The 15616-nt window shown below is 61.1% G+C and carries 15 protein-coding genes; 8 read left to right on the top strand and 7 right to left on the bottom strand.

Annotated features, from left to right (window positions below; translation table 11 throughout):
• Positions 1-2 precede the first annotated feature (2 nt).
• Positions 3-2504: a fimbria/pilus outer membrane usher protein gene (locus PSH66_RS28780; RefSeq protein ID WP_305428079.1), complete on the top strand. Its 2502-nt coding sequence runs from the start codon at positions 3-5 to the stop codon at positions 2502-2504.
• Positions 2494-3027, top strand: coding sequence for a hypothetical protein (locus PSH66_RS28775; protein WP_141062876.1), 534 nt, complete (start codon positions 2494-2496; stop codon positions 3025-3027). Before PSH66_RS28780 ends, PSH66_RS28775 begins: the two co-directional genes overlap by 11 nt.
• On the opposite strand, the gene PSH66_RS28770 is transcribed toward PSH66_RS28775, so the two are convergent.
• The 4 genes from PSH66_RS28770 to PSH66_RS28755 are packed head-to-tail and all read right to left on the bottom strand — an operon-like array spanning position 2999 to position 5841.
• A complete protein-coding gene (locus PSH66_RS28770) occupies positions 2999-3736 on the bottom strand; it encodes an amino acid ABC transporter ATP-binding protein (RefSeq protein WP_003176831.1) in 738 nt (245 codons plus the stop codon). The two genes, PSH66_RS28775 and PSH66_RS28770, sit on opposite strands and share 29 nt — an antisense overlap.
• Positions 3723-4373, bottom strand: coding sequence for an amino acid ABC transporter permease (locus PSH66_RS28765; protein ID WP_305428078.1), 651 nt, complete (start codon positions 4371-4373; stop codon positions 3723-3725). Before PSH66_RS28765 ends, PSH66_RS28770 begins: the two co-directional genes overlap by 14 nt.
• Positions 4370-5038, bottom strand: a complete 669-nt coding sequence (locus PSH66_RS28760) for an amino acid ABC transporter permease (protein ID WP_003176829.1) — start codon at positions 5036-5038, stop codon at positions 4370-4372. Before PSH66_RS28760 ends, PSH66_RS28765 begins: the two co-directional genes overlap by 4 nt.
• Positions 5039-5055: 17 nt before the next feature.
• Positions 5056-5841 (bottom strand): transporter substrate-binding domain-containing protein, encoded by a 786-nt coding sequence (locus PSH66_RS28755; RefSeq protein ID WP_003176828.1) that lies wholly within the window; start codon positions 5839-5841, stop codon positions 5056-5058.
• 255 nt (positions 5842-6096) lie between these two features.
• On the opposite strand from PSH66_RS28755, the gene PSH66_RS28750 reads away from it, so the two are divergent.
• From PSH66_RS28750 to PSH66_RS28730, 5 genes are all read left to right on the top strand, one after another.
• The gene (locus PSH66_RS28750) at positions 6097-6792 is read left to right on the top strand and encodes a FadR/GntR family transcriptional regulator (RefSeq protein WP_305428076.1); all 696 of its coding nucleotides are present in this window, start codon (positions 6097-6099) and stop codon (positions 6790-6792) included.
• A gap of 121 nt (positions 6793-6913) precedes the next feature.
• Positions 6914-7243, top strand: a complete 330-nt coding sequence (trxA, locus tag PSH66_RS28745) for a thioredoxin TrxA (protein ID WP_015886460.1) — start codon at positions 6914-6916, stop codon at positions 7241-7243.
• A gap of 234 nt (positions 7244-7477) precedes the next feature.
• Complete coding sequence (gene rho / locus PSH66_RS28740) at positions 7478-8737, top strand: transcription termination factor Rho (protein ID WP_003176825.1); 1260 nt, start codon at positions 7478-7480, stop codon at positions 8735-8737.
• A gap of 161 nt (positions 8738-8898) precedes the next feature.
• Positions 8899-10365, top strand: a complete 1467-nt coding sequence (gene ubiD / locus PSH66_RS28735; protein WP_003176824.1) for a 4-hydroxy-3-polyprenylbenzoate decarboxylase — start codon at positions 8899-8901, stop codon at positions 10363-10365.
• Entirely contained in the window at positions 10365-11333 is a 969-nt protein-coding gene (locus tag PSH66_RS28730) for a CDP-6-deoxy-delta-3,4-glucoseen reductase (RefSeq protein ID WP_305428075.1), read from the top strand. Before ubiD ends, PSH66_RS28730 begins: the two co-directional genes overlap by 1 nt.
• Positions 11334-11515: 182 nt before the next feature.
• Here the strand turns inward: PSH66_RS28730 and PSH66_RS28725 are convergent, their stop codons facing one another.
• On the bottom strand, positions 11516-11998 hold the full coding sequence (locus tag PSH66_RS28725) for a hypothetical protein (RefSeq protein ID WP_003176822.1): 483 nt from the start codon (positions 11996-11998) through the stop codon (positions 11516-11518).
• 296 nt (positions 11999-12294) lie between these two features.
• On the opposite strand from PSH66_RS28725, the gene PSH66_RS28720 reads away from it, so the two are divergent.
• Positions 12295-12948, top strand: a complete 654-nt coding sequence (locus tag PSH66_RS28720; protein ID WP_003176821.1) for a gamma-glutamylcyclotransferase — start codon at positions 12295-12297, stop codon at positions 12946-12948.
• On the opposite strand, the gene glpT is transcribed toward PSH66_RS28720, so the two are convergent.
• Positions 12945-14282 (bottom strand): glycerol-3-phosphate transporter, encoded by a 1338-nt coding sequence (glpT, locus tag PSH66_RS28715; protein WP_003176820.1) that lies wholly within the window; start codon positions 14280-14282, stop codon positions 12945-12947. The genes PSH66_RS28720 and glpT overlap by 4 nt on opposite strands.
• Before the next feature lie 227 nt (positions 14283-14509).
• Positions 14510-15487 carry an NADPH:quinone oxidoreductase family protein gene (locus tag PSH66_RS28710; RefSeq protein WP_305428074.1) on the bottom strand — a complete coding sequence of 326 codons (978 nt, stop codon included), beginning with the start codon at positions 15485-15487 and terminating at the stop codon, positions 14510-14512.
• Positions 15488-15616: the final 129 nt, after the last annotated feature.

Here is a 15616-nt window from a genome sequence, read left to right as displayed (position 1 = left end):
CCATGAGCAGCTTGTCGAGCCAACGACGCGTGATGGCTTCATGGCCTTGTCGACCTACGCTGCTGGTGGGGTTTGCAACCCTGTGGGGCCTGCCTGCCGTCGCGCCTGCATTGGAGCTGGGAGAAGGTTTCGACCTGGCGGCGCTGACCACCCACGGCATTGATCCCAAGGTCTCCGACTACTTTCGTACGGCCGCGCGTTTTCGCGAAGGTATCCAGGTCGTGGGGCTGCGGGTCAATGGAAACCCGCTCGGTCTGGTGGATGCACGGTTCGACTCACGCGGGCAATTGTGTTTTACCTCGGGGTTACTGGAAAAAGCCGGGCTGGTAAAGCCCGCCGGCAGCGCCCGTGAAGGCGTCGCGGCGGATGAGGCCTGCCATGATTTCCTGCGGGCTTTCCCGACCACCATGATCAGGCTGCGGCCTGGCAGCGATGAGGTGGCGCTGGTGGTGCCGACCCAATCACTGCGGGAACCGCAATGGGAGGCCGGACAATTTTCCCGGGGTGGCGCAGCGGCGTTGTTCAACTATGACGTGCACGGGTTCGACAGCCGTGCGCAGAGTGGGCACAGCCGGTTCCTATCGGCCTATACCGAGGCGGGCTTCAACCTCGGTGACTGGATTGTGCGCAGCCGGCAATTTTACGTGACCGATGATGGCGCCACCCGTACCGAACACCTCTATGCCTACGCCCAGCGCGATCTTGCGGCGCTGCACTCGACTTTCCAGGTCGGTCAGCTTTCCAGCAACGATCCATTGTTTGGCGGCATTGCGCTGTCCGGTGTGCAGTTTTTTCCTGATGGTCAATCGCGTGTGCCGGCGGGTAGCAACCAGGCCGTGGTCGAGGGCCTCGCCCAGAGCCAATCACGGATCGAGGTGCGCCAGTCCGGCGTGTTGATCCACAGCACGCTGGTGCCCGAAGGTCCTTTCAGGCTGACCGGATTACCCTTGCTCAACGGCACCGGTGACCTGGCCGTCAGCATGATCGACGTGCGCGGCGCCAGGCGCAGCTTTGTGGTGCCGGCGGCATCGTTTGCGGGCGCGGCGCCGGTCACGCCCGGATATTACTTTTCCCTTGGCAAGGCGCGTGAGGATATACCTGGGGAGGTCGCATCGCCGATGGTCGCCATGGGGAGCGGTACGTGGGGGCTGGGGCGGGACTCATCAGTGGGCTTTGGTTTGTTGAACGCCGATGACTATGTGGCAGCGGGTGGCACCCTCGGCAGCGTATTTTTCCAGCGCCTTTCCATGGGGGCACGCCATAATCTGTCCCGCGACAGCCGTAACGCTGTGTCGGGGGCGCGCACCAGCCTCACCCTGAGCAGCCCGGTCTACGCCAATACCGACCTGAACCTCAGCGCAACGACCCAGACCCGAGGCTACCGCGAAGTGCTTGATGCCGGCCGGTCGACCCACTCCGATGAACTGGGCTCGCGCTTCAAGAACCAATACACCGCAGGCATGAGTTGGGTCGACCCTGCGCTGGGGGCGTTCTCCCTGGGTTATACCCGCAGTTCCCAATTTGACGGGCAAACGGCCGAACACCTGTTTGCGTCGTGGAACCGCTCGTTCAGGTACGCCGATGTCACGTTGATCGCTGACTCGCAGGTCGGAGGAACTCAGGCGCGCCGTGACGCCAGGGATGACGGCCGCCGGCGCGATGCGGCGTCGGGCAATGACCTGTCCGTGCGGCTTCAGGTCAGCGTGCCCCTGGGGGGCGATCGTCGTGTGCGCAGCTCTATCAGCCGTCGTGGGGGGCAATCCCGTGCAGGCAGCGCGCTCAGTGAGCGGGTCAATGAGTCTGTGGCGTACGAGGTGGGTGTCGAGCGCGATATCAGTGCCCGGGAGCAATCGATAAATGGCCAGTTGGACCTGATGCCGCGTTATACCCGCATCGGCATGGGGGTGAACCGTGATCCGCTGGGTACGACCTATACGGGACAGTTGCAAGGCGGCGTCGTGGCTCACCAGGGCGGGTTGACCTTTTCGCCTCATACCGTGCAGGACACCTTCGGCATCGTCTCGGTGGGCGACATCGGTTCCGCGCGAATCGATACCCCGCAAGGCCCGGTGTGGACCGACTTCAGCGGCCAGGCCGTCATCCCAGGCTTGCCGGCGTACACCAACAGCCGCATCGAAGTGCAAACCCGGTCGCTGCCCAAGCGCGTCGACCTGAAGAATGGCACCCAGGTGCTCGCCGCGGGCCGTGGGTCGGTCAATACCGTGGCATTCGAGGTGGTGAAAGTGCGTCGAGTGTTGATCTCCGCCAGGGATGAGCAGGGCCGGCCGCTGCCTCAGGGCGCCTCGGTGTTTGGCAAAAACAACCGCTTCCTGACCAGTGTGGTGGGGGAGGGCATGATTTTTCTGAACGACATGGATGACACGCAAGACCTGCGGGTTTCCTTGCCCGATTCGGCTTTTTGCCGGCCAAGCGTTGTCCTTGAGGATCAGCCTGACCATGACAAGTTCTATGAGACAGCAACGGCGGTGTGCCATGGCCGCTAAGCTTAGACGCATGGTTTTCGTGCTGGTCTGCGCGGCGCTGCCGGCCCAGGGTGTCCAGGCTGAAAATTGCCGGTTGTCGCTGAGTCAACCGCGCGTCGACTATGGCGTCATTCGCAGTGAGGCTTCGGGGCGGGGCGCCAGCGTGGTGCTCGGTACACGCACCTTGAGCCTGAGCGTGCTGTGCGTTGAGCCTTCGGCAATGGCGCTGCGGTTTGTCGGTGCCGTCGATGGGCAGGGTTTTCGGTTCGGCCCTCAGGGACGTTTCCGTGTGAGCCTCAAGCATGCCCAGGTGGATGGGCGTGCCGTCGAATGGGAGACGGCGCACCTGCCCGGTGAACGCAGCGTCGGCCTGCTGTTGCCGGGCCAGGTCCTGGTGGCCCGAGTGGCCGGGACGCGCCTGACGGCTCAGGTCGATATTGACACCGACCTGCTTGCAGATGCCCTGCAGGTACGCAGTCAAACGGAGCTGCAGGGGCAGGGCCGTTTCGAGCTGGTCAGTCCGGCTGTTCCACGGAGCCGATGAAGTTGGCGAGCTCCGGGGTTTGCGGGTTGGCGAACAGCACCTTGGGGTCGCCCACTTCATGCACCTTGCCCTGGTGCATGAACACCAGCTTGTCGCCGACTTCACGGGCGAAGCGCATCTCATGGGTCACCATGATCAGGGTCATGCCGTCCTTGGCCAGTTGGCGCACCACGCTGAGCACTTCATTGACCAGTTCCGGATCGAGGGCCGAGGTGATTTCGTCGCACAGCAGCACCTTGGGCGACATGGCCAGGGCGCGAGCGATGGCGACCCTTTGTTGCTGGCCTCCGGACAATCGATCGGGGAAGGCGTCGAATTTCTCGCCCAGCCCAACGCGTTCCAGCATCTGCCTGGCCAATTGGGCGGCCTTGGCCTTGGGCACTTTCTGCACAACCTGCGGCGCGAGCATGACGTTTTCGCCCACGGTCAGGTGCGGGAACAGGTTGAACTGCTGGAACACCATGCCGACTTTCTGCCGCAAAGTGCGCAGGTCGGCGCGGGCGGCGTCGAGGTACTCGCCGTCGACTTCGATCACGCCATCGTTGATCGACTCCAGGCCATTGAGGGTACGCAGCAAGGTGGACTTGCCCGAGCCGCTGCGGCCGATGATCGCCACCACCTGGCCTTCTTCAACCGTCAGGTCGATGCCTTTGAGTACGTGATGATCGCCGTAGTACTTATGCAGGGCGGTAATTCTAAGCAGAGGCATGCAGTCTCCTTTCCAGGTAGCGCGCACTGAGGGACAAGGGATAACAAAGCAGGAAGTAACCGAGGGCCACCAGGCCATAGACCATGAAGGGCTCGAAGGTCGCGTTGGCGAGCATGCCGCCGGTTTTGGTCAGCTCGGTGAAGCCGATGATCGAGGTCACGGCGGTGCCTTTGACCACTTGCACCGAGAACCCCACCGTTGGCGCGACGGCAATGCGCAGCGCCTGGGGCAGGATCACATAGCGCAACTGCTCAAGCGGGTTAAGGGCCAGGCTGGCGGACGCTTCCCACTGTCCGTGGGCGATGGAGTCGACACAGCCGCGCCAGATTTCGGCGAGATAGGCGCTGGTAAACAGCGTCAGGGCTATCGCTGCCGCCAGCCAGGGCGAAATATCCACTCCCAGCAAGGCGACGCCGAAAAACACCAGGAATAATTGCATCAACAGCGGTGTGCCCTGAAACAGTTCGATATAAGTGCGCGCAACGTTGCGCGCGAAGGCTTTGCGGCTGATGCGCATGGTCATCACCAGCAGGCCGATCAGGCCGCCACCGATAAACGCCACCACCGACAACAACAAGGTCCATTGCAGGCCGGTGAGCAGGTTGCGCACGATGTCCCAGAAGGAAAAATCACTCATCGGCTGTTCCTCATCACAAAGCGGCGGCCGATCCAGTTGAGCAACTGGCGAATCATCAACGCCATGCACAGGTACACCAGGGTGGTCAGGGCATAGGTTTCAAACGCGCGGAAGTTGCGCGACTGGATAAAATTGGCGGCAAAGCTCAGCTCCTCGGTGGCGATCTGCGAGCACACCGCCGAACCGAGCATCACGATGATGATCTGGCTGCTCAGGGCCGGCCACACCTTGCCCAGCGCCGGCAGCAGCACCACATGGCGAAACGCTTCGAAGCGTGTCATTGCCAGCGCGGCGGCGGCTTCCAGTTGCCCGCGCGGGATGGCCTGGATGCCGGCGCGGATGATTTCGGTGGAGTAGGCGCCCAGGTTGATCACCATCGCCAATACGGCGGCTTGCCACTCGGTGATCTTCAGCCCCAGGGACGGCAGGCCGAAGAAGATGAAAAACAGCTGCACCAGAAACGGCGTGTTGCGGATCAACTCGACATACACGCCGAAGAACCAGGCGAACGGCTGGATCTTCCACGCCCGCACCACCGCACCGACGGTGCCTACGGCCACCCCCAGGATCGCGCCGATGGCCGTCAGCTCAAGGGTGAACAACGCACCGCGCAGTAGCAGGTCGGTATTGGCCAGCACCGGCACAAAGTCAAATTGATACGCCATGAGTCAACTCCGTCCTGTCAAAGATCCTTGGGCAGCGGCTCTTTCAGCCATTGCATCGCGTTCTTTTCCAGGCTGCCATCGGCCTTGGCCGCGACCAGGATCTGGTTGACCTTCTCCAGCAATGCCGGCTCGTTTTTGTTCACGCCCACGTACACCGGAGAGTCCTTGAGCTTCACCTTCAGCGCCGGTACGCGTTTAGGGTTGCGCTCACTGATCGCGACCATCACCACGTTGCCGCTGGCGATCAGGTCGACCTGGCCGGCCAGGTAGGCGGCGATGGTCGAGTTGTTGTCTTCGAAGCGCTTGATGGTGGCTTCCTTGGGCGCCACGGCGGTCAACTCGATGTCTTCGATGGCGCCACGGGTCACGCTGATGGTCTTGCCCTTGAGGTCGTCAGTGCTGCTGATGGCGGCGTCAGGCGGGCCGAACACGGCCAGGTAGAAGGGGGCGTAGGCCTTGGAAAAATCGATGACTTTTTCCCGCTCCGGGTTCTTGCCCAGGCTGGAGATCACCAGGTCGACCTTGCCGGTGGTAAGGAACGGGATGCGGTTGGTGCTGTTGACAGGGGTAAGCTCCAGTTTGACCTTCAGCTGGTCGGCCAGCAGCTTGGCCGTGTCGATGTCCAGGCCACGGGGTTTCATGTCGGGGCCGACCGAGCCGAACGGCGGGAAGTCCTGGGGCACGGCGACCTTGAGGGTGCCGCGGGCAACGATATCGTCCAGACCGTTGGCCTGGGCGGGAGCCTGGCTCAACATCAGGCTGGCGAACAGGGCGGTAAGCAGGGCGCTGTAGCGCTTGGTCATGGCAACTCTCCGAGAAGGGCGAAGGAATTTCTGGATTTGCTCAGTGCACAGCCCATGCCAGCCCCTTCGCGATCCTCTGCAGGGCCGGGATTTGTTGGGGTGCGCTGGTCTTACTGGTCTGAACAGTGCCTGCGCTTTTCGCACCCTTTTCGAGCGCTGGCAAAACCCCGCGAGCCCCTTTGGGGCGTGGCTTGCCGCCAGCCGCGAATAGCTTTACAACTAGCCGCTCAGTTGTCTGGAACCTCGAGTTTTTTTATGAATTCCATCGCCCAAGCCGTACCGGAGGCGGCCCTGCAGGCCATCCGTAAACTGATCAAGGAGCAGGGCTTCGGGCCGGGCGATGCGCTGCCGTCCCAGCGCGACCTGGCCCTGCAGTTGGGCGTGAGTCGGGCGTCATTGCGCGAGGCGTTGTCGTCTCTCAGTGCCTTGGGGGTGGTCAGCGTGCAGCCGGGCAAAGGCGTGTTCGTGCAGGCTGCGGATGAATCGCCGGGGTTTGCCTGGCCTTTCGCGGCCCAGGCCACGCCACTGGATATTTTTCAGTTGCGCTACGCTCTGGAGGGTTTTGCGGCGGGGCTGGCGGCGGTGACGCTGACCCTCGATGAGCTGGATGGTCTGCAAGACAATGTCGAGGCCATGCGCAAGGTGCTCAAGGCCGGTGACTTTGACGCAGCGGCACGGCTGGACTTCGAATTCCACCAGTGCATCCTGCTGGCCAGTGGCAATCAAGCGATGGTGAGCATACTGAGTGCCAGCGCGGAGGTGTTTCTGGAGAGTCAGAAACTACCGTTCATCCGGCCGGAGCGGGCCATGGAAACCTGGCAGGAACATCGTAAAATTCTGCGCGCCCTGGCTCGACGCGCCAGTGCGGCGGCGCAGAAAACCATGCAGGAACATGTGCGTAATGCAGCGTTGCGCACGGGTATTGCTTTTGTGACTCCGGTGTCGTCCTGAGTCGGGCCATACCCAAACTCATGCACCGCCATAGCAAGACTCAATCAGAGGCGGCTTCCTGAACGCGGGAAGGGCGGCTATGATGGGCAACGTTTTTTTTGCTTACAATCCGGAGACATCCATGAGCAACGATCTTATCAAGCACGTCACCGACGCGACCTTTGAGGCCGAAGTACTCAAGGCTGCCGGCCCGGTGCTGGTTGACTACTGGGCTGAATGGTGCGGCCCTTGCAAAATGATCGCTCCGGTCCTGGACGACATTGCAACCACCTACGAAGGCAAGCTGACCATTGCCAAGCTGAACATCGACGACAACCAGGAAACCCCGGCCAAGCACGGCGTGCGTGGTATTCCTACGCTGATGCTGTTCAAGAACGGCAATGTCGAAGCCACCAAAGTCGGCGCGCTGTCGAAGTCCCAGCTGCAAGCTTTCCTCGACGCCAACATCTAAGCGTCGTCCAAAAGGCCCTGCGAATCGCGGGGCTTTTTCGTAAAACAGGGCTGGACGCTCCGAAACTCAGGTGGTACATTCGGCCCCGCACTGGTTTCTCCACTGCCCCCTGCAAGCCGTCGCCGACGCATTCCTTTTCGATTAGTACGCGATCCTGTCGCCTTCTCTGCGGCGCGGCCTCATTAAGCCAAAAGCTTAATTTCCCCCCTCCATAAATGATTACGTCATTCCTATATGAATCTGACTGAACTCAAGCAAAAGCCGATTACCGACCTGCTCCAACTGGCCGAAGAAATGGGCATAGAAAATATGGCCCGTTCGCGCAAGCAGGACGTGATTTTCTCCCTGCTCAAGAAGCACGCGAAAAGCGGCGAGGAAATCTCCGGTGATGGCGTGCTGGAGATTCTCCAGGACGGCTTCGGCTTTCTCCGCTCCGCAGACGCTTCCTATCTCGCCGGCCCAGACGATATCTATGTCTCGCCAAGCCAGATCCGTCGCTTCAACTTGCGCACCGGTGACACCATCGTTGGCAAGATTCGCCCTCCGAAGGAAGGCGAGCGTTATTTTGCCCTGCTCAAGGTCGACACGATCAACTTCGATCGTCCCGAGAACGCGAAAAACAAGATTCTCTTCGAGAACCTGACCCCGCTGTTCCCGACCGTGCGCATGAAGATGGAAGCCGGTAACGGTTCCACCGAAGACCTGACCGGCCGTGTGATTGACCTGTGCGCCCCGATCGGTAAAGGCCAGCGTGGCCTGATCGTCGCACCGCCGAAAGCCGGTAAGACCATCATGCTGCAGAACATTGCAGCGAACATCGCGCGTAACAACCCTGAAGTTCACCTGATCGTGCTACTGATCGATGAGCGTCCGGAAGAAGTGACCGAAATGCAGCGCACCGTGCGCGGCGAAGTGGTTGCCTCGACGTTCGATGAGCCGCCAACCCGCCACGTGCAGGTTGCCGAAATGGTGATCGAGAAGGCCAAGCGCCTGGTCGAACACAAGAAGGACGTGGTGATCCTGCTCGATTCCATCACCCGTCTGGCCCGTGCCTACAACACCGTGATCCCGAGCTCCGGCAAGGTACTGACCGGTGGTGTCGATGCCCACGCCCTGGAGAAACCGAAACGTTTCTTCGGCGCCGCGCGTAACATCGAAGAAGGCGGCTCGCTGACCATTATCGCCACCGCGCTGGTTGAAACCGGCTCGAAGATGGACGAAGTGATCTACGAAGAGTTCAAGGGTACCGGCAACATGGAACTGCCTCTGGACCGTCGTATCGCGGAAAAACGCGTGTTCCCGGCGATCAACATCAACCGTTCCGGTACGCGCCGAGAAGAGTTGCTGACCGCCGACGACGAACTGCAGCGCATGTGGATCCTGCGCAAGCTGCTGCACCCGATGGACGAAGTCGCCGCCATCGAGTTCCTGATCGACAAGCTGAAAACCACCAAGACCAACGACGAGTTCTTCTTGTCGATGAAGCGCAAGTAATACTGCGTTTCAGGTCCGAAAGAATGGCGCCCCCAGGGGCGCCATTTTTTTTGCGATCTGGGGTTTTAACGACACCTGGCCGGCAATTGCGCCGCCGATAGGGCTGCCAGCCGCCCTCAGAGCAGGTAGGATGTACGCCTATTTTACGGGTGGCATGGTTAATGAAATTCAAGGATCTTCGGGATTTCGTGCAGCAACTTGAGCAGCGCGGAGAGTTGAAACGTATCCAGATGCCGATTTCCCCGGTGCTGGAAATGACTGAGATTTGCGACCGTACCCTGCGCAACAAGGGCCCGGCGCTGCTGTTCGAGAACCCGACCGGCTTTGACATTCCGGTGCTCGGCAACTTGTTCGGCACGCCCGAGCGCGTGGCCTTTGGCATGGGCGCCGAGTCGGTCAGCGAACTGCGCGAGATCGGCAAGCTGCTGGCCTTCCTCAAGGAGCCCGAGCCGCCCAAGGGGCTGAAGGACGCCTGGTCCAAGCTGCCGATCTTCCGCAAGATCATTGCCATGGCCCCCAAGGTGGTCAAGGACGCGGTGTGCCAGGAAGTGGTCATCGAAGGCGACGACGTCGACCTGGCCATGCTCCCGGTGCAGACCTGCTGGCCCGGCGATGTCGGCCCACTGATCACCTGGGGCCTGACCGTCACCAAGGGTCCGAACAAGGACCGCCAGAACCTGGGTATCTACCGCCAGCAAGTGATCGGCCGCAACAAGGTGATCATGCGCTGGCTGAGCCATCGTGGCGGCGCCCTCGACTTCCGGGAGTGGTGCGAAAAGCACCCCGGCAAACCGTTCCCGGTCTCCGTTGCCCTGGGCGCTGACCCGGCGACCATCCTCGGCGCCGTGACGCCGGTGCCCGACAGCCTGTCCGAATACGCTTTCGCCGGCCTGTTGCGCGGTAACCGTACCGAGCTGGTGAAGTGCCGTGGCAACGACCTGCAAGTACCGGCCACTGCGGAAATTATCCTCGAAGGTGTGATTCACCCGGGCGAAATGGCCGATGAAGGCCCCTACGGCGATCACACCGGCTACTACAACGAAGTCGACAGCTTCCCGGTGTTCACCGTCGAGCGCATCACCCACCGCATCAAACCGATCTACCACAGCACCTATACCGGCCGTCCGCCGGATGAGCCGGCCATTCTCGGCGTGGCGCTCAACGAAGTGTTCGTGCCGATCCTGCAGAAGCAATTCCCGGAAATCACCGACTTCTACCTGCCGCCTGAAGGCTGCTCGTATCGCATGGCCATCGTGACGATGAAGAAGTCGTACCCCGGCCATGCCAAGCGGGTAATGCTCGGTGTGTGGTCGTTTTTGCGACAGTTCATGTACACCAAGTTCGTTATTGTCACTGACGACGACATCAATGCCCGTGACTGGAACGACGTGATCTGGGCCATCACCACGCGCATGGACCCCAAGCGCGACACGGTGATGATCGACAACACGCCGATCGACTACCTCGACTTCGCGTCGCCGGTATCGGGCTTGGGTTCGAAGATGGGCCTGGACGCCACCCACAAATGGCCGGGTGAAACTACCCGCGAGTGGGGCCGGGTGATCGTCAAGGATGAAGCCGTGACCGCGCGCGTCGATGCGATCTGGAAAGAATTGGGAATAGATTGATGCGTGTAACCCTGCAACCTTCCGGCGCTGTGCTGGAGCTGGCTCTTGGCGAGCGAATCCTCGAAGGTGCGCGCCGCCTGGGCTACGAGTGCCCGCAGGCTTGTCGCAACGGTGTATGCCACGTGTGCGCGGCGCTGCTGGTGGAAGGCCGTGTGCAACAAGCCGGCGAAGTGCGTGACCACGGTGAGTTCTACACCTGCATCGCCGAGCCGCTGGAAGATTGCATCGTGCTGTGGGATGGCGTGTTGGCGCCGGGAGAATTGCCGTTGCGCAAGTTGTCGTGCCAATTGAGTGAGTGCGTGGAGGTCGGTGGCGATGTGTGGCGCGTGCGCCTGCGGGCTCCTGCCGGCAAGGCCGTGCGCTACCACGCCGGGCAGTACCTGATGATCGAACGGGAAAACGGCGAGAAGTCGGCGTTTTCCCTGGCCTCGGCACCCCATGCCGGGCGCGAGCTGGAACTGCATGTACTGGCTCGCGAAGACAGTGCGCGCAACTTGCTGGAGCAGCTGCAACGTAACCGGATGGCCCGTATCGAGATGCCATTTGGCGATACTCACCTGGCCGAGCTGCCGGACGGCCCGCTGGTGTTGATCGCGGCCGGCACGGGTATGGCGCAGATGCACAGTCTGATCGAACATTGCCGCGCCTCCGGCTTCAAACACCCGGTGCATCTGTACTGGGGCGTGCGTCGCCCGGAAGATTTCTATCAGATCGAACACTGGGAACAATGGCAGCGACTGCCCAACCTGTTCCTGCACAAAGTGGTCAGCGACTTGTGCGGCTGGGAAGGACGCTGTGGCTTATTGCATGAAGCGGTGTGTGAAGACATTACCGACCTCAAGGGTGTGCATGTCTATGCCAGCGGTTCACCGGCGATGATCTACGGCACCCTGGATGCGCTGGTCGACGCCGGCATGGATGCGCACCAGATGCGTGCCGACGTATTCGCCTACGCCCCGCGTCAATGACTGCCGGCTGTTGTAGTGAGCGGGCTTGCCCCGCGCGGGGCGGCGAAGCAGCCCAATAAAGCCACTGGACTCTTTCAGGTACACCGCGCAGCCTGGTTTGGGGCCGCTTCGCGCCCCGGCGCGGGGCCAGCCCGCTCAACACAACAAAACCGCTCACCACAACAAGCCTGCTCGGTGCCCGTTTAGAAACGCACGCCAGTTGTCACCATCGCCGCATTGAACCCCAGCAGCACCAATTCCGCTGCCACCGGCCCGTAATGGGTGCCCATCGACGGAATGATCACCGGCGCCACGCCGAAACGGTTCAATGGGATTTTGTCGCGGTACTTGCCGCGATAGCCCTGGATCGCTCCGCCGGTCAGCTTCAGGTACACCGGATAGTCCGTCATGTCATAGCGCTTGCCTGCATAGGCGTAGTACGAGCGCTGGCTGAACGAATTGCGAAATGTCGCTGCGCCGTATACGAACCCCGAGGCTTGATTGCGCTCCAGGCCGATCAGGTCCTGGTTATTGTTGTGGTCCGGGTCCGGCGCGAAGTGCCGCGTGTAGACGCTGGTCTGTGCGTACCAGAAGCCCTTGTCATCGTTGTCGACGCGCGTTTCGCCAGCCAGTGCGGTCGTGGCCTGGGCCAGGAATAACAGGCCAGGCAGTCGAAAATTTTTCATGGGTGCGACCTCGATAGTCGTTGTGATGGGCGGCTAGGTGGGTCGTGATGTGCGCGCTATTTTGACGGCTTGGCGCGTTCCCAGGCTGAACCGGGGCTGAAGGTAGCGGAATTGGCAGTCGCAATCCTGACGAATGACCGTTGGGCTTATATCCGTACTTATGCGGTTACGGTATTTATTGTCTTGGGTAAATGTCCTTAAGCTATACCCGCGACGGGCAGCTTATTGCCACCCCAGGGTATTGGGTTAAAGTTGTTTACACCAAGTAACACATAGGAGGCACAGCGCTTTTCGCCATGACCGCTATAGAATCCGATCTTCTGCAGTTGGCTTACCCTCCGCGGCTCGATCTGGGGCCGCAACTCACTCACGAACAATTAATGAGTTCGATGCAGGCCACCATGGGGCGGCACAAGGGTGGGCCGGTCTGGCTATTTGCGTACGGCTCGCTGATCTGGCGCCCTGAGTGTTCGTCGACCGAGCGGGTGCGGGCACGGGTGCATGGTTATCACCGTGGCCTGTATCTGTGGTCTCACGAACATCGGGGGACGCCGGAATTACCAGGGCTGGTATTCGGCCTGGATCGGGGCGGCTCTTGCAGCGGTTTTGCCTACCGCTTGCCGGAAGACCAACTCGAAGCCTCGCTCTACGCCTTGTGGCAGCGCGAGATGCCTTATCCTTCCTACAAGCCTCACTGGCTCAGTTGCCGTCTGGAGGATGGCAGTCAGGTACAGGCGCTGGGGTTTGTATTGGAGCGGCATTTGCCCAGCTACGCCGGCAACCTGCCCGATATCGTGCTCAACCATGTGCTGCAGAGCGCTTGCGGGCGTTACGGCACCACTCGCGATTATGTCGAGCAGACCGTAAACGCCCTGCGTAGCCACGCCATGCCAGACAAGAATCTGGAGGCGCGGCTCAAGCGTTGTGCAAAGGACTGCGCAGGCGGTTAACGCGCCGAGCTGACACTGTTGGTGTGCCACAGCGTTGGGATCAAGAACGCGATCGCCAGCAGGCACGCGCCGATCAACAGCACGAAACCGCCGTCCCAGCCGAAATGGTCCACGGTGTAGCCCATGGCCGCGCTTGCCGCCACCGAGCCACCCAGGTAACCGAACAGGCCGGTGAAGCCCGCAGCCGTACCGGCGGCTTTCTTCGGTGCCAGCTCCAGTGCCTGCAGGCCGATCAGCATCACCGGGCCGTAGATCAGGAAGCCGATGGAGAACAGCGCGATCATATCGACCATCGGGTTGCCCGGCGGGTTGAGCCAGTACACCAGGGTCGCCACGGTGACCAGCGCCATGAACACGATGCCGGTCAGGCCGCGGTTGCCACGGAAGATTTTGTCCGACATCCAGCCGCACAACAGCGTGCCCGGAATGCCCGCCCACTCATAGAAGAAGTATGCCCACGACGACTTGTCCACCGTGAAGTGCTTGGCTTCCTTGAGATAGGTCGGTGCCCAGTCCAGTACACCGTAGCGCAGCAGGTAGACGAAGACGTTGGCGAAAGCGATGTACCACAGCATCTTGTTGCGCAGCACGTACTTGACGAAGATTTCCTTGGCGCTGAATTCCTCTTCGTGGCTGGCGTCGTAGCCTTCCGGGTAGTCGTTCTTGTACTTTTCAATCGGCGGCAGGCCCACCGATTGCGGGGTGTCGCGCATGGTGATGAAGGCAAACGCCGCCACCAGCAGGGCCACGGTGGCCGGTACATAGAACGCTGCATGCCAGTCGTTGAACCAGGCCATGCCCAACAGGAACAGCGGGCCGATCAGGCCGCCGCCGACGTTGTGCGCCACGTTCCATACCGACACCACGCCGCCGCGTTCTTTCTGCGACCACCAGTGCACCATGGTGCGTCCACTTGGCGGCCAGCCCATGCCTTGGGCCCAGCCGTTGATGAACAGCAAAATGAACATCATGGTCACGCTGGATGTGGCCCAGGGCGCGAAACCGAAAATGAACATCACGCCCGCTGACACCAGCAGGCCGAAGGGCAGGAAGTAACGCGGGTTGGAGCGGTCGGACACCAGGCCCATGAGGAACTTGGACAGCCCATAGGCAATCGCGATCGCCGACATCGCCAGGCCCAGTTGGCCCCGGGTATAACCCTCGTCGATCAAGTAGGGCATGGCCAGGGAGAAGTTCTTGCGCAGCAGGTAGTACCCGGCGTAACCGAAGAAAATACCGGCGAAGATCTGCCAGCGCAGTCGTCGGTAGGTACTGTCTATTTTTTCTTCAGGCAGGGGCGCCTGGTGCGCGGCAGGACGAAAGAAAGCAAACATTCAAGAGCTCCAGATTTCTTGTTTTGACTGCGGATGCGAATGTTACAGTTTCGTTACCGAAAATAGCATCGCCTCTTAAGCGCAAACACAGGAAAAGCTGGCAAATGTATGTTCTTTTATGAACATGTCGCGAATGGATAAGTGGTGGTCGTTATCGATTTTAGGACTGCTGGAGATCAAATGTGGGAGGGGGCTTGCTCCCACATTGATCGCATTTCAAGTGACTCTCAGCGGGTCTGGACGACGACCTTGCCGACTGCCTTGCGCTGCCCCAGATCGTTAATAGCCTGTGCGGCCTGTTCCAGCGGATACACCTGCGACACCAGCGGCTTGAGTTTGCCTTCACCATACCAAGTGAACAGTTGCTGGAAGTTGGCCGCATTGTCCTGCGGCTGGCGCTGGGCAAATGAGCCCCAGAACACCCCGACCACGGCTGCGCCCTTGAGCAGCGCCAGGTTCACCGGCAGCTCGGGAATGCGCCCGCTGGCAAAACCCACCACCAGCAAGCGGCCATTCCACGCGATGGCGCGCACGGCCTGGTCAAACAGGTCACCGCCGACCGGGTCGTAGATTACATCGGCACCGTTGCCGTCGGTGAGCCGCTTGATTTCATCCTTGAGGCTGGTTTCGCTGTAGTTGATCAGCTCATCGGCACCGGCGGCCTTGGCCACGGCGAGTTTCTCGGCGCTGCTGGCGGCGGCGATCACGCGGGCGCCCATGGCCTTGCCGATTTCCACAGCGGCCAGGCCCACGCCGCCGGAGGCGCCGAGTACCAGCAGGGTTTCACCGGGTTGCAGGTGGGCCCGTTGTTTCAGCGCGTGCATCGAGGTGCCATAGGTCATGCTGAAAGCGGCGGCGGTAGTGAAGTCCATGCCCGGCGGGATCGGCAGCACGTTGTAGCCCGGCACCGCGACCTGCTCGGCAAAGCTGCCCCAGCCGGTGAGCGCCATGACCCGGTCACCGACTTTGAGGTGGCTGACCTTTTCCCCCACTTCGCTGACCACGCCCGCTGCTTCGCCACCCGGCGAAAATGGAAAGGGCGGCTTGAACTGGTATTTGCCCTCGATGATCAGCGTGTCCGGAAAATTCACCCCGGCGGCATGCACGTCCAGCAAAATTTCGTTCTTTTTGATCGCAGGGCTGGCGATCTCTTCCAGCACCAGGGTTTCGGCGGGGCCGAAGGCTTTGCACAGCACTGCTTTCATCGGGCTATTCCTTTTGGTGTCGTGGCCGATAAGTGTAGGAGGGTACGCCCGCGGGTCAACGAGCATGCCCGGGCCTGATAAGTCGCCATAAGCTTGTGCTCTGCCTTGCTAGCGTTATGCTACCCGGCA

The sequence above is a fragment of the Pseudomonas sp. FP597 genome, from assembly GCF_030687435.1.
In the GTDB taxonomy this organism is placed as follows: Bacteria; Pseudomonadota; Gammaproteobacteria; order Pseudomonadales; family Pseudomonadaceae; genus Aquipseudomonas; species Aquipseudomonas lactucae.
This window is presented reverse-complemented; position numbering and strand designations above follow the sequence as displayed.